Origin of the sequence: Pseudoalteromonas sp. HF66 (assembly GCF_011806445.1) — a bacterium.
Classification (GTDB): domain Bacteria; phylum Pseudomonadota; class Gammaproteobacteria; order Enterobacterales; family Alteromonadaceae; genus Pseudoalteromonas; species Pseudoalteromonas apostichopi.
In genome coordinates this window covers 60,277-74,582 of sequence record NZ_JAATOU010000017.1, presented here as the reverse complement: position 1 = coordinate 74,582, position 14,306 = coordinate 60,277, and the positions used below count along the sequence as shown (strand labels likewise).

Below are 14,306 nucleotides of genomic sequence, written 5' to 3'. Positions count from 1 at the left end.
GTCATTAGCTCAGTTGGTAGAGCAGTGGACTTTTAATCCATTGGTCGATGGTTCAAGTCCATCATGACCCACCATTCCTGATTTATCTTTTCTTTCTAAGTTATCCTTTATTTATCTTAACAGCACACCGCAATACTGTTCTTTAGCTTAAGATTCTCGTATAATTCGCGCCATGAATGCACTGTGGACTAAGTGGTCGAGAAATGAGTCTAGCTGAACAAATTATGCCTGAAGATTATATCTTCCCTCCAAAGCCAGCTCCGTTATCAAAAGACGAGCAAGCTGAGTATAAGGCACGTATCAAACAATTATTAAAAGACAAGAACGCGGTTCTTGTTGCCCATTATTACACTGATCCTGAAATTCAAGCACTAGCTGAAGAAACAGGCGGTTGTGTTGCCGACTCGCTAGAAATGGCGCGTTTTGGCGCTAAGCACGACGCAGATGTAATTGTGGTAGCCGGTGTTCGCTTTATGGGCGAAACAGCAAAAATCCTAACGCCAAATAAAACAGTTGTTATGCCAACGCTTGCTGCAACTTGTTCATTAGACGTAGGTTGCCCAATTGAAGAATTCTCAGCGTTTTGTGATCAGCACCCTGATCGCAAGGTAGTAGTGTATGCAAATACATCAACAGCTGTGAAAGCCCGTGCAGATTGGATTGTTACTTCTTCATGTGCTCTAGAAATCGTTGAGCACCTTGATGAGCAAGGCGAAAAAATCATTTGGGGTCCAGATAAACACTTAGGTTCTTACATTCAAAAGAACACAGGTGCAGACATGATCATGTGGAATGGCGCCTGTATCGTTCATGACGAGTTTAAAACCAAAGCACTTAAGGATATGAAAGCCTTACACCCAGATGCGGCTGTATTGGTTCACCCAGAGTCTCCTGCGGAGATTGTAGCCTTAGCTGATGCGGTTGGTTCAACAAGCCAACTTATTAAAGCTGCGCAAACTATGGACAATAAAAAGTTCATCGTAGCGACTGACCGAGGCATTTTCTACAAAATGCAGCAGTTATGCCCAGAGAAAGAGTTCTTTGAAGCACCAACAGCCGGTGAAGGCGCAACCTGTAAAAGCTGCGCACATTGCCCGTGGATGGCAATGAACGGCTTAAAAGCGATTGAAGAAGCACTGACAGACCCTGAGGGTAAAGAAGTATTTGTAGATATGGATTTACGCGAAGGCGCATTAAAGTCGCTTAACCGTATGTTAGATTTCTCAGCAACGCTTCAACGTTAAGAGCGAATCGTCTATATATACAAAAGGCAAGGTCTATACCTTGCCTTTTTTGTTTGATTACTAATCACTTAACCACCGTATTTTAAAAAGCCCTTGCGTCTATAGGGTTGTTTTCATACTATAACGCCGCGCTATACTCTAAGCGCCTTAGGTGACGTGTCCGAGTGGCTGAAGGAGCACGCCTGGAAAGTGTGTATACGGCAACGTATCGAGAGTTCGAATCTCTCCGTCACCGCCATTTCTACTTCAAAGCCTTATATCCTGTTATTTCCCATGTTTGTTGGAAGGGAGAATTACTACACCTAAGGTCTGGTACAAAAGGTTAGTTTAGGTAGGCTTTCTGTATCCGTTTGCCTCAATTATAGGCAAAAACGAGTTTAAAGAATCTTTAGATCATACTTGTCAAACTTAAGGTAAAAAACATGTATATAAAGTATGGCTACTTTAACCAACCTGCTAATTTAGAAATTCTTATATAATCATCCCAAAGCCAAAATTCAGATTTCTTCAATCTAAACTCGTTTAAATATTTGTCGTAAATGCTAATTATGGTTTTAAATGCTGTCATCTCAGTTGAAGAGTTAACCATGTCATGAAAATGCTCGTTTGCTCCTAAAATTTTAGTCTTTTCATTTAAACCTTCATTATTACTCAATATAACTTCATGCATTTTTGAGCAATGGACCATAAGTGAAGCAAAGTTGAAAAAACTGGTAGCTTGAGAGCTATCATATGGATTCCTTTCTATGGTAAATGAATGCATTTTATTAGATGTTTTGGGGAAACCTTTAAAGTCATCTTTGATAAAAATATGTCTTCTGCAATCCATCTCTGCTAGAACTAAGGTAAGTGTGAAAATGTTTATGTATTGTTTCCTGTGATTTTTCTTCGACTTGCTTTCTGCGAATCTAAAGCATGCTTCCAGTTTAGATAAAAGTTGATCAATATCCCTGATTGTAAAATCATAAATTTGCACAATCCAAGAAATAAAATCGGTTATCCCATTTCTAGAAATTTTTGGATATAGCTCAATATTGTTGGCACTATATTTAGACTCTAGACCATGAATCGAGATATACATTTCGACGTCAGGCTTATCTAGCCTTGCTTCTCTATCAAAAAATCGCTTTAGGTACACTGCTGAATCAAATTCGTTTCCGTAAATAACTTTAATTGAATGTTGTAACTGGTTGCTATCAGTTGCTATAACGAAGACGAAATTATTAGTGGTAAAAAAGTGTTTAATAATCTCAAGCATCTCTATTGCATAACTTGGCCTGCATCTGTCAAGTTCATCAACTAGAACAACAACGGGCAAAGCATAATTAAAGCTTTGTTCTAGCACTTGAGCCAATTGGGCTAATTGAGAACGAATATTCTTAATAGCTTTTATTTGTTCGACATGATTGCCTATTACGCTCTGTAAGTAATCTTGATCCGTTTTATCAAAAAGTGATTTCGCAGCTTCAACACCAACACTAGCTTCATTCATGAAGAATTTTGTAAGCGCACCAGCTCCGCTAACCACAGCACCTTTCAAAGCTTTGCCCAAAAATTTTTGAATTTTAACAAATTCGTCACCAATATTTTCATTTATCTCAGATAGCTGACTTATAAGCTCACTTGAAACTACAGACAAAGGTACCTCAGAAAAGTCACTCTCCCATGCATCAATATAGATTGTCGGGTGACCTTTTGAACATAATAACGAATACAGTCGCCTTAAAAACTGTGTCTTCCCTGTGCCCCAGCCACCATTGAGGTTAAGAACAAAGCCGTCATGCTCACCTGTAATATAACTAGCTAAGAATTCCCCATATTCGCCACGGTATAGCTTACAATTTTCAAATTTGTAATCCGTTAACCATTCTTTATATTTGCAATTTGTAATTGGGTTTTTTGAGGTCATAACAATTCCTTGTATTAAAGCTATTTTAATTGGTTGAATCATAGCATGAGTTTTAATAACCACATCTAAGCGATGCTGAATATTATGCCTAGAGCTTTATAATTTTGGTGCATAACATCGCAACAAAAGACAGAATATTCTCATGATTGATGTAAAGTTTCTGTATGAATAAAAACTCGTAGCTATCCATTGCTGTAAGTCTCGGCAACTTCAAATTTGTACATAAAGGGGAAATCAAAAACGTTTTAAGTTACAGTTAAAACTGACAAAAATAAGATTATAGATAAAATTAAAAATTATGGATGCGAGCTTAAAGCTAATATTTACAGGGAAATTGCTTAGCAGTGTTTCATTTTACTAGAAAGTTGAAAAGTCTATAGTGTACTTACTGAAATCATGTTAAGAAACGGACTTCAAGTTTAATTGAAAATAACAGATAATACTTTGATATATTGTTTTCTAAAATTTTGAACTTTAAGAAAGGGGTTAACTTTGAAAGGGAATTTGGTAAGTACTATTTTTACTATCATTGGTACAGTCTTGTCGGGCTATTTATTATATTATTTAACTCAAGACAAAATTGAACTTGAATATTACCTCAGTGAGCCTATCCCATTAATAATTGATAAGGGTGAGGTAAAAGAAAGCGTTCAGCAATTAACGGTAATAAATAGCGGTGATGTTGCTATTGATTCTATAGGAATTAAAATTACTGGGAAAATTAAAGAAGCCAATGTAATTAAGAACTTTGTAGATGATAAAGTTGTACAAAATGTTGCAGATACTTTTTTTCAAGCACAATATTCAAAACTCCCACCCAATTCAAAATTCAGTTACACCATAAAATCAACTGTTGGTGGGATCACAAGTAAGCTTATAGATATTTCTTACCCAAAAGGTAAAGCAATAAATGCTTTGGAACCTGCCAATAGTTCAAATGCTACTATTTTGATATATGTATTGTGTAGTGTTGGCTATTTAATTTATATAATTATTTCGAGTGTCAAAGGACAAGTACTTAGAAAATTACAACTTAGTAGTTATGATAGTATTTTGACCGTATTGAATGAACCCAAGCCTTTTTATGTGAATCAAAAAGATTGGGATGAAGCGAGAAGGTCCTTTATAAAAAGCAAAAGAGATATCAAAAGTTTTCATTGTAGTAATCTACAAGAGCATGAAAGTTTTAAAATTCTAAATTCATGTAAGCCTGAACATGTATCAGATTTTGAATGGAGTTTAATCATTGATACGATGGCAAGCCACTACGAAGATTTATTTTTGTATAAGGTAAAAGTTAGTACTGATTCAGATAGCTTAGGTAAAATTCTTGATATAATAAAGCCGATAAATTTTATAGAATCAAAGTGGAATGAATTGAACCGCACAGCTTGTAAAGAGCTTTTTGCCGTCAATAATCTAGAGAAGTATTATGTAAATGAAAATCCTGCATCTGTTGCTAAAATTTTAAGAAAGCCCCCACCTAGAAATGTTGAAAGTGAAGTTTGGCAAGATTACATACAAGCATTGAAACTTAAGTACTTTACTCTTATTTTATTAAATATATCTGAAAAGCTTTATCCTCATACCACAGAACTGAGTGATTTTGATTTAGATTTGAATTTGCTTGAAAAACGCGAAAAGGAGAAAATCGAGCATTTTGTTTATAAATTGAAATTGATGAATATAAGACAAATTACTTCCATCTATGATGCAAAATCATTTATTGAAAAAAATACGGACTCAGGTGCAATTAGCATGGTGACGGGGACAAATTATGACTTTTTGAATGATCAAGATCGCTCTAACATGGAAGAAATAGCAAATGCTTATATCGAGCTTGATAAAAACACTACCCTCTATGAAAAACTACTTTCTAACATTGAGTCTATTTTAAGAGGCTCTAATTTAGGAGAAAGACCAGAAGAGTTAGACGATGATAATTGGTCAAACCTTAAAGAAATAGAGGAAAAAATTATTCAAAAATCTAATGAAAATATTGCTGATAGAAAACAGATTGATATTGATAAATCTGAAACATCTAAAATGAAAGCAAGGGTCGTTAGGCAACTATCAATTATAGGCAATGTATTTAGTAAGCCAAATTCGGTTTTGGAAATAGAGGATTATGACAACCCATTTGCAGAAGGTAACTTTCATAACTTGAAGAAAGTTGCGGAAATAATCGAACAAAGCAATAAATAACTTAGTCACAAAGCTCTGTCACATATTTCTTAAGGATAGTAGGATAATAAATACACTCAAAAAGTTATGTGACTTTGTGTTTTGTGGCGGGAGATCTCTCCGTCACCGCCATTTCTTAAATTTACCCCACCATAGCAAAGTGCTTTTCGAGATTACACTTGGCCCGCATGGCTATATTGCTGCTGACCTTTCTGGCAAGCTCTATCACTAATAATTCAAGTTGCGCACGACTATAGCCTAGTAATACGCAGCGTTTAAGTTGCTCGCTAACTAAGCTGCTGGCATCCTCTAACGCAAATAATGCGCCTAAAGAGGCAAGCTCACATACCCTGTTGTTTTGCTGGTCTAAACCAAACGGAAGCTGGCCAAATGTGAGCGCTGTTTTTAGTTGTTGCTCTGTGCGTTTGATTACCAATGCATTTGAACCTTGAATATCATCAACTGATTTTAAAACCTCTAGTGCCATTAACGATTTTGGCACCCCAGAATACACACTAATATGCGGTAAAATATCACATAACACTTGCATTGATACGCCATCATTAAGTGCGTGCTGACATGCTCGTTTTAACAAAGGCTTGTCATGAACGGTGACCAAAGCAGCGATCGCGACAAACACAAATAAATCCGTGTTGTTTAAGTTCATAATTTCTCTTTTGATTTTAGGTATTGAATATATTGAGGTTTTGCAGTAGAAGCTGATTGCAAAGAGCATGCAATCGAAAATTTGAAAATACATTATGGTTGATCACGGCGGTTTCTTCTTGCCATAAATGATTTAATTTTTGCCTAAAACAACGAACTGTTACCTTAAATGGTCCTAACCTTAATTTACGGTGATACACTTAATTGAGTATATTTAAGAGGTAATCTAAATGCGTCAGGCATTAATTGAAACAGTGAAAGCGATAGCGATAGAAGATGGTAGTTTTGAAACATCTATTCCAGAGTTATTAGTGTTCAGACGAAGCGAAGTTTCATTACCGATGGCCTGCGTGTATGAATTAGGACTTGGTATTAGTTTGCAAGGTGCAAAACGAGTTGTGCTAGGTGAGCATAGTTATGATTACACTGACGGCCAATCATTGGTAACATCAGTCGATGTGCCTGTTGCGTCGCATATTACTCGTGCCAGTAAAGAGCAGCCGTTTTATGGCCTTTATTTACGCTTAGATGTTCATGAAATCAGCCACATCGTTGCTGAAATGGAATTTACAGGGCAAGACAAGTTCCCTAAACACCAAGCAATGTCTGTGGTTGACACAGATAATGGCTTGCTTGATGCACTTCATCGGCTTCTCAATCTAGACAATGAACCTCAATTAAAAGCTAATCTTGCGCCACTTATTAAAAAAGAAATTGTATTGCGATTGTTAAATAGTCCTCATAGCCCTTATTTAAGGCAAATTGTGATGTCTGGCTCTGCGCACCAGAAAATTGCGAAAACATTGTGTTGGTTAAAAGAAAACTTTACTAGTCAATTTTCAATAGATGATTTGGCTCGTGATGCACACATGAGTCCTTCGACATTTAGGTTGCACTTTCGTGATGTGGTAAAGATGAGCCCGTTGCAATACGTAAAAAACTTGCGGTTGCAAGCGGCAAGGCAATTAATGTTGAATGAACGAATTGATGTTGGTTCTGCAGCACTAAAAGTAGGCTATGAAAGTCCATCTCAATTTAGTCGTGAGTACACGCGCTTTTTTGGTAAACCCCCCATAAAAGATATTTCGGCTATACGACAGCACCAAACAGCATAAAAAAAGAGAGCACATGGCTCTCTCAGTTTAAAAACGTCTTTTTGGCATTCTTAGTTGTGAGTCAAATTCATCGGGGAATAAAATCGTGCCGTCATCTTGCTCTGTCGGAAACACAGCAATCAATAAATCATCTTGTTCGAGTCCCGAAGTCCAGCGACTTAGCCAGTCTTTGACTGGAATGGCTTTTGGCGTACAGTCTTGCCACTCACCGGTTGCCCAGCTTTGCGCGAATTCACGACTAGGCCATACAGGCACGCAGTCATCGTCTTCATTTGAGAGCATCACACAGCCATGCTCATCATTGAGGATCCACACTTGTTTAAACTCTTGAACCGTTTCAAACATATAAGCGAGTCGTTTCTTAGCGCCTAAGGCGAGTACAGCATCAAATTCAGTTTCAACACGTTTGGCAGTTGCATTATTCATGACAGGCTCACTCTTTTAGTTATACACAGCTACACCTTAATCATAAGGTGATAAATTAATATGACAAGTAAAGTTATTAGCTAAATTAATTTACTAATGCAGCAAATAGATCGTCAGCAAGTTGTTGCAGAGATTTTGGGTCTTGATTTGTCAGCGCATAGGTACGAATACCGTATATGCCCATGACTAAAAAGCGTGCCAGTTGCTGAGCTGACTTGCTACTTGCAAATTCGTTATTATCAAGGGCTTTTTGAATTTGCTGTGCGAGGGCATGCTCGTATGCGTTTAAATTACCACGTAGCACATTGCAAATTTGTGGGTCGTTGCCTTCAACCTCAGAAATACTCTTTGTAAGTAAGCACACCTTGGCAACTTCACCTTCAATACATTCATCAACAATCACAGTCAGGTAATGTTTGAGGGTTGATAACACTGACTGTTGATCATTAAAAAGTGCCGTAAATTGTTGGTTTCTATCTTTTTGATACTGCTCGGTGGCAGCCAAAAACAAACCTTTTTTATTGCCATAAGCGGCATATATAGAGCCTGGATGAAGATGAGTCACTTCCTTTAATTTTTGCATACTGGTCTTTGCATAGCCAAATTGCATGAACGCATGCATAGCTTGGCGAAGTACAAATTCAGTATCAAATTCAGCAGTTCTCATTAATGCTCCTATTATTTACAATTGAAGTTTACGTAATCTTGAACGATTATTCAAAATAAACCTTGAAGTTAGTTTATATCGCCCTTATCTTGAATGTATGTTCAAGATAAGGATAGAACCATGAAAACCGATTTACTTTCTTCGTTTAAGTTAAATGACAGTATCGAATTACAAAACCGCGTACTAATGGCACCGCTTACTCGCTGTATGAGTGACGATAACCTAGTGCCAACCCAAGCGATGGTTGATTACTATGCGCGCCGTGCCGATGCCGGTTTAATTATTAGTGAAGCAACCATTATTCGTCCAGATGCCCAAGGTTACCCAAACACACCGGGCCTATTTACCAGTGAGCAAATTCAAGGTTGGAAAAAGGTCACGGATGCTGTGCACGCTAAAGGTGGCAAAATGTTTGCTCAACTTTGGCATGTAGGGCGAGTGGCTCACCCACATTTCTTTGGAGGTGATGTACTGGCACCATCTGCAATCGGCGTTGAAGGGTCGGTACCAAGAATGCGTGAGCTGACTTACGTTACACCAAAAGCTGCCACTATTGAAGACATCCAAGGTTTAATTGCTGATTACGCAAAAGCGGCCGAAAACGCCATTGAAGCGGGTTTTGACGGCGTTGAAATTCATGGCGCAAATGGTTACTTGATTGATCAATTCTTACATTTTGCTGCAAACCAACGTGAAGACCAATATGGTCAAACACCAGAAAATATGTCACGTTTTGCCCTAGAGGTCGTCGATGCAGTGATTGCAGCAATTGGTGCAGATAAAACAGCATTACGCTTATCGCCTGGTGCGTATTTTAATATGACTGAAAGCGAAGGTGATAAAGCTGTATTTGATTATTTATTATCAGCGCTGGAAACACGTAAACTTGCTTACTTACATGCTGGAATTTTTGATGACAGCATGCGCTTTGAAAGCTTAGACAATAAAACAACGTCTGAATATATGCGCGGTGCATACAAAGGTACTTTAGTCGGTGTAGGGAGCTATACCTTTGAGTCAGCTAATCAAGCTATCGATAACAACCAATTTGACTTAATTGCGATTGGTCGTCCATTTATTGCGAATCCGGATTACATCAGCAAAGTTAAAAATGGTGAGCAATTAACACCATACAGTGAAGAAATGCTGGCTGAATTGATTTAAAACACCTAATAACATTATCCAACCAAAAAGCGTCCTGTTAGTTTAATTGGGCGCTTTTCTAATACTTTCTTATTTATTAATCAGTTAAGTCTTAAATCTGCCATCTAAATGCATTAATTTTTTAATTATTGTGTCAAAAATTTTGACCCTAAATGTCATACGCGCTCTGCATACTGTGCCCGCTTACAAATACGTAACCTTGGAAAAACAATGAGCACAGTAACTAAAAAAACAAAGCTAAGCCTTTTAATAGCAACGCTTTTAGCAACATCAGCAAATGCAAACACGAATAACGAAATTGAAGAAATTACGGTGGTTGCAAAGCCAACCAGTTATGCCAATAACGTCATTGAACCTGCCATGCTTGAGCAACAAAGTTCAGTATCAAGTGTGTTAGCCGTAATTGATAACCTACCGGGTATTAGCATCAACGAAGGTGATGCATTTGGTGGTGACGATTGGTCAACCACTATTACTATGCGTGGTTTTAGTATTGATGGTAATCAACAGCAATTAGGTATGACCATTGATGGTATTCCTAATGGTGGTTCTAACTATGGTGGCGGTGCAAAAGCAAACCGTTATCTAGATAGTGAAAATTTAGCAACTGTTGAGGTAGGGCAAGGTACTTCTGATATTGCCTCTGCATCACTAGAAGCGCTAGGCGGTACTTTTAATTTTGTGAGTGCACAACCGAGTACAGAGCAAAGCACCACGTTTGCTTACACTACAGGCGATCACAATGCTAGCCGCTACTTTGTTAAACATGAAACCGGCACGGTGTTCGATAACACGCAAGCCTATATCAGCTACTCGCAAACAGATACTAGCCGTTGGATTGGTGATGGCAGCAATGGCGGTAAGGACAATCAGCACATTGAGGCTAAATTTGTATCGGACTTTAGCGACCTGACAATAACAGGTCGTGTTTCGTATGATGATGTTCACGAAATTAACTATAACAGCATCAGCATTAGCGAATTTGAACAAAACCCTGATTGGGATCGTTTAACGTGGAATTGGACCGGCGTGCCTCATTTTGATCAAATGTTTGCTGAGGGCTGGGGTACATTACGCGAAAATACCCTTGCTTATGTAAAGTTTGATTACGCGTTAAGTGCCACTTCAAACTTAAGCATATCGCCTTATTACCATAAAAACTCGGGTCGTGGTGACTGGATTCCGCCTTATTTAACGTCACCTGTTAATGGTGATGGTAACCCAACATCAATTGGTGGTGAAAATGCTGGCAGCTACGGCTTTACCGACAGCGATGGCAACCCACTTGCACCTGCTGCAGGTTGTACGGCAAGTTTAGAATGGCCATGGTCTTCAGGCCCAGGCTTAAACCCGGCCTGTTACCCTGATGATGCCATTCCGGTTATGTCTTATCGTCATACACACTACAAAAAAGACCGCTTAGGTATGACTGGCGAGTACCAAGTAACTCTTGGCAATCATGACATTGAAGCCGGCTTTTGGTTTGAACAAACAGATCGTGATGAATCACGAGATTGGCATAAAGTGATTGATGCCCGTATCTATCATCATTTTGATCATACGCCATATTGGACTCAGTACAAAAACACCTTCGAAACGGATACTTTTAAATGGTATGTGCAAGACTCAATCAGTTTAGGTGATTTCACACTTAATTTAGGTGCTAAACAGTACCTTGTTGAGCTTCAGCGTTATAACCATTTTGAAGATGAATACTCAGATAAAATCGACAGTGATTCAGACGTACTGTTTAGCGGTGGTGTGCTTTATCAGCTATCTGCAAGCACAGAGCTATTTAGCAGCTACAGCGAAAACTTTGCGGCAATTAAAGATGGTGTACTTGAACGTGATTCATCGACACTGACCGAGATTGAACCTGAAACAGCTGAAAACATCGACCTAGGTGTACGTTACAGTGATGACCGTTTACGCTTAACAGCAACAGCTTATAGCATTGAGTTTGATAACCGTATTACCTTTATTGCCCCGGGCAGTGATACAGATGGTATTGATTACACCATTGGCACGAACGGTTCTTACATCAATGTAGGTGGTATTGAGTCAACGGGTGTTGAGCTATCAGCAAGTTATATGCTGACTGACAAATGGAACCTTTACACATCTTATACGTACAATAACTCTGAGTATCAATCGAACGATCCAAGTGCTTACAACAGTGATGGTGAGTTACTTGAGGAAGCATCTGCAAGCTTCAAAGCGGGTGATGAAGTCATTGACTCGGCACAAGATTTATTTGTGGTATCGGCAGACTATTACAGTGGTGATTTCCGCTTTGGTTTATCGGCTAAATACACAGGTGAGCGTTTAGGTGCATGGACTGATGAACAAACCCGTTCGCGAAACAAGGTTGATGGCTACACCTTGGTTGATTTAAACATTGGTTATAACACTAGCCTTGATTCAGGTGTGTTCAAATCACTCGACCTTGCATTTGTGGTGAATAACCTGTTTGATAAATCATACCTAGCAGGTGGCACAGGTAATGGTTCAACCTACTTTATTGGTGCACCACGTACTGCGGCTTTAACACTTACAGCGCAGTTTTAAATAATAAGCTAACGTTTTAAACAGCCCATCTTTGGTGGGCTTTTTTGCAGGTGAAATATGAAAAAATTAATTTTAGCCACAGCAGTGGTTGCAGCATCACTATTAAGCTTAAGCAGTAAAGCTGCTGACAATGTTGTGCTTGTAACTCTTGATGGGCTTCGCTGGCAAGAAGTGTTCTCTGGGGCAGATAAAAATTTAATTAATAACAGTGATTTTGTAGAAGATACAGATGAACTAAAGGCGCTTTTTTGGCGAAATGACCAAGCACAGCGAACTAAAGCGTTAATGCCATTTTTTAGTGACACATTGGCAAAGCAGGGCGTTTTGATTGGCGATAGAACTCAAGGTTCATTGATGTCGGTAAGTAACCCATGGTACTTCTCATACCCAGGTTACAGTGAAATTTTAACCGGCATTGTAGATGAAAATATCGATAGTAACGATAAAGTTTCTAACCCGAATAAAACCATTTTAGAGAGTTTAAATACTCAGCCTGAATTTAAAGGTAAAACCGCACTTTTTGGCAGCTGGGATGTGTTTCCTTACATTGTAAACCGCGAGCGAAGTGAGGTTTTTGTTAATGCTGGCTTTGAATCCTTTGATGCGGTGAAATCAGAGGAGGTTAGTTTACTAAACCAAATGCAAAGCGAAATTCCGAGTCCTTGGCACAATGTTCGCCTCGACAGCTTTACCTACCGATTTGCCAAACAATATTTATTAAATAAACAGCCGCGTTTGCTTGTTATTAGCTTGGGGGAAACCGATGACTTTGCCCATAACGGTAAATACGATGCCTATCTAAAATCAGCTAAGCAAAGTGATGCGTTTATTCGTGACCTTTGGCAAACAATACAACAAACGCCCGGCTATAAAGACAATACCACATTGATTATTACTACCGATCATGGCCGTGGCAGCCATGCTGATGATTGGCAACATCATAGTTCGAAGCGTGCTTTGGCACGTTCAGAGCAAGGTAAGCAACGTTTTCCAAACGGCATTGTTGGCTCTGAGCATATTTGGCTAGCGGCAATTGGCCCAGATATAAAAGCAACTGGCTTAATTAAGCCAAACAATGAGCTCAAACAAGCGCAAGTGGCTGCAACTGTACTGAGCATTTTAGGCGTCAACATTCAGCAAGTTAACCCGAAAATGGCAGCGCCGATTAAGGAGATCTTAAAATGAGTTTTACACTTAGCTTTTTTAGAAGCGCCTTATCAGGGTTAATGCTGGTTAGTAGTGTGAGTGCGATTGCCGCGCCAAGTAAAATTTTGTTTGGCTCGTGTGGTCATCAAGACAAGCAAATTCCTATTTTTGATGCTATTAACAAAGAGCAAGCCGATCTATTTATGTTCCTTGGCGATAATATTTATGGTGATACCGAAGATATGTCGGTGCTTGCAGATAAATATCAACGCTTAGGGCAAAAGCCGGGCTTTAAAACATTACGTGCGAATACGCCAATAATTGCCATGTGGGATGACCATGATTATGGCGAAAATGACGCTGGCAGCGAATACCCAAAAAAACAGCAGTCACGAAAAATCATGCTCGACTTTTGGCAAGAGCCAGCGGATTCAGCTCGTAGAACTCGTGAAGATGGCATTTACACCTCGTACACTTACGGCGAAGGTGAGCAAACTGTAAAAGTCATCATGCCTGACTTACGTTTTAATCGCGCGCCTTTAAATCATGTATCGGCGAAGACCTATCAACTTGAACGAAAACCCGCAAAACAAGGGCCTTATAGCCCAACAACCGATAAAAATGCCTCTATGCTAGGTGAAAGCCAATGGCAATGGCTCGAACAAGAGCTCAAGTCTGATGAAAAGATAAAAATCATTGCATCAAGCTTACAGCTATTGGCTGATTTTACAGGCTGGGAGTCATGGGCTAATTATCCTGCTGATCGTGAGCGCTTATTTGCGCTTATCAAAAAGCATAAAGTAAACGGTGTGATTATTGTCAGTGGTGATACCCACTGGGGTGAGCTGTCAAAGTATCAACAAAACCTTGACTACCCATTGTACGAGATGACCAGCTCAGGACTTACAGAAAAGTGGAAAGATGTTAGTCCTAATAAACACCGTGTAGGTGATTATACTCATGAGGTTAACTACGGCGATTTAACAATTGATTGGCAAAAAGCAGACCCTACCATTCGCATTGCGCTAAAAGGTATCAAGGGTGATGAGATAATTCACACCGAGTTCGCGTTATCGACGATAAGCCCATACCAGTAAATATTGCCTGCAGCGCATACCCGCATCTAATACCCGGAAACATGGATTAAGCCCTGTTTGCGGGTATTTCTCTCTATCCCATCTAATTAAAATATCTTACACTGTGTCAATTAGTTAGTT

The 14,306-nt window shown here is 39.0% G+C and carries 11 protein-coding genes and 1 tRNA gene; 8 read left to right on the top strand and 4 right to left on the bottom strand.

Going from position 1 to position 14,306, the window contains the following annotated elements:
- The first annotated feature begins 203 nt into the window (after positions 1-203).
- Positions 204-1,244: a quinolinate synthase NadA gene (nadA, locus tag HCZ11_RS15635; RefSeq protein WP_054561293.1), complete on the top strand. Its 1,041-nt coding sequence runs from the start codon at positions 204-206 to the stop codon at positions 1,242-1,244.
- Positions 1,245-1,394: 150 nt separating this feature from the next.
- Positions 1,395-1,482, top strand: a tRNA-Ser gene (locus tag HCZ11_RS15630).
- Between the two features lie 201 nt (positions 1,483-1,683).
- On the opposite strand, the gene HCZ11_RS15625 is transcribed toward HCZ11_RS15630, so the two are convergent.
- Positions 1,684-3,153: a P-loop NTPase fold protein gene (locus tag HCZ11_RS15625; RefSeq protein ID WP_167658853.1), complete on the bottom strand. Its 1,470-nt coding sequence runs from the start codon at positions 3,151-3,153 to the stop codon at positions 1,684-1,686.
- Positions 3,154-3,645: 492 nt separating this feature from the next.
- On the opposite strand from HCZ11_RS15625, the gene HCZ11_RS15620 reads away from it, so the two are divergent.
- Positions 3,646-5,358: a hypothetical protein gene (locus tag HCZ11_RS15620; protein ID WP_167658852.1), complete on the top strand. Its 1,713-nt coding sequence runs from the start codon at positions 3,646-3,648 to the stop codon at positions 5,356-5,358.
- A 121-nt stretch (positions 5,359-5,479) separates the two neighbouring features.
- Here HCZ11_RS15620 and HCZ11_RS15615 read toward each other — a convergent pair whose 3' ends face one another.
- Positions 5,480-6,004, bottom strand: coding sequence for a carboxymuconolactone decarboxylase family protein (locus HCZ11_RS15615; protein ID WP_130051700.1), 525 nt, complete (start codon positions 6,002-6,004; stop codon positions 5,480-5,482).
- A 229-nt stretch (positions 6,005-6,233) separates the two neighbouring features.
- Between HCZ11_RS15615 and HCZ11_RS15610 the strand changes: the two genes are divergently transcribed.
- On the top strand, positions 6,234-7,118 hold the full coding sequence (locus HCZ11_RS15610) for an AraC family transcriptional regulator (RefSeq protein ID WP_130051699.1): 885 nt from the start codon (positions 6,234-6,236) through the stop codon (positions 7,116-7,118).
- 27 nt (positions 7,119-7,145) lie between these two features.
- Here the strand turns inward: HCZ11_RS15610 and HCZ11_RS15605 are convergent, their stop codons facing one another.
- On the bottom strand, positions 7,146-7,544 hold the full coding sequence (locus tag HCZ11_RS15605) for a DUF2750 domain-containing protein (protein WP_130051698.1): 399 nt from the start codon (positions 7,542-7,544) through the stop codon (positions 7,146-7,148).
- Between the two features lie 85 nt (positions 7,545-7,629).
- Positions 7,630-8,211, bottom strand: coding sequence for a TetR/AcrR family transcriptional regulator (locus HCZ11_RS15600; protein WP_130051697.1), 582 nt, complete (start codon positions 8,209-8,211; stop codon positions 7,630-7,632).
- Positions 8,212-8,331: 120 nt separating this feature from the next.
- Here HCZ11_RS15600 and HCZ11_RS15595 point away from each other — a divergent pair, with 120 nt between their 5' ends.
- The 4 genes from HCZ11_RS15595 (at position 8,332) to HCZ11_RS15580 (ending at position 14,186) form a co-directional block, all read left to right on the top strand.
- Positions 8,332-9,375, top strand: coding sequence for an alkene reductase (locus HCZ11_RS15595; RefSeq protein WP_167658851.1), 1,044 nt, complete (start codon positions 8,332-8,334; stop codon positions 9,373-9,375).
- Between the two features lie 210 nt (positions 9,376-9,585).
- Positions 9,586-11,943 (top strand): TonB-dependent receptor, encoded by a 2,358-nt coding sequence (locus HCZ11_RS15590; RefSeq protein ID WP_167658850.1) that lies wholly within the window; start codon positions 9,586-9,588, stop codon positions 11,941-11,943.
- A 57-nt stretch (positions 11,944-12,000) separates the two neighbouring features.
- Positions 12,001-13,128, top strand: a complete 1,128-nt coding sequence (locus HCZ11_RS15585; RefSeq protein WP_167658849.1) for an alkaline phosphatase family protein — start codon at positions 12,001-12,003, stop codon at positions 13,126-13,128.
- Positions 13,129-13,169: 41 nt separating this feature from the next.
- Positions 13,170-14,186: an alkaline phosphatase D family protein gene (locus HCZ11_RS15580; protein WP_254869165.1), complete on the top strand. Its 1,017-nt coding sequence runs from the start codon at positions 13,170-13,172 to the stop codon at positions 14,184-14,186.
- Positions 14,187-14,306 lie beyond the last annotated feature (120 nt).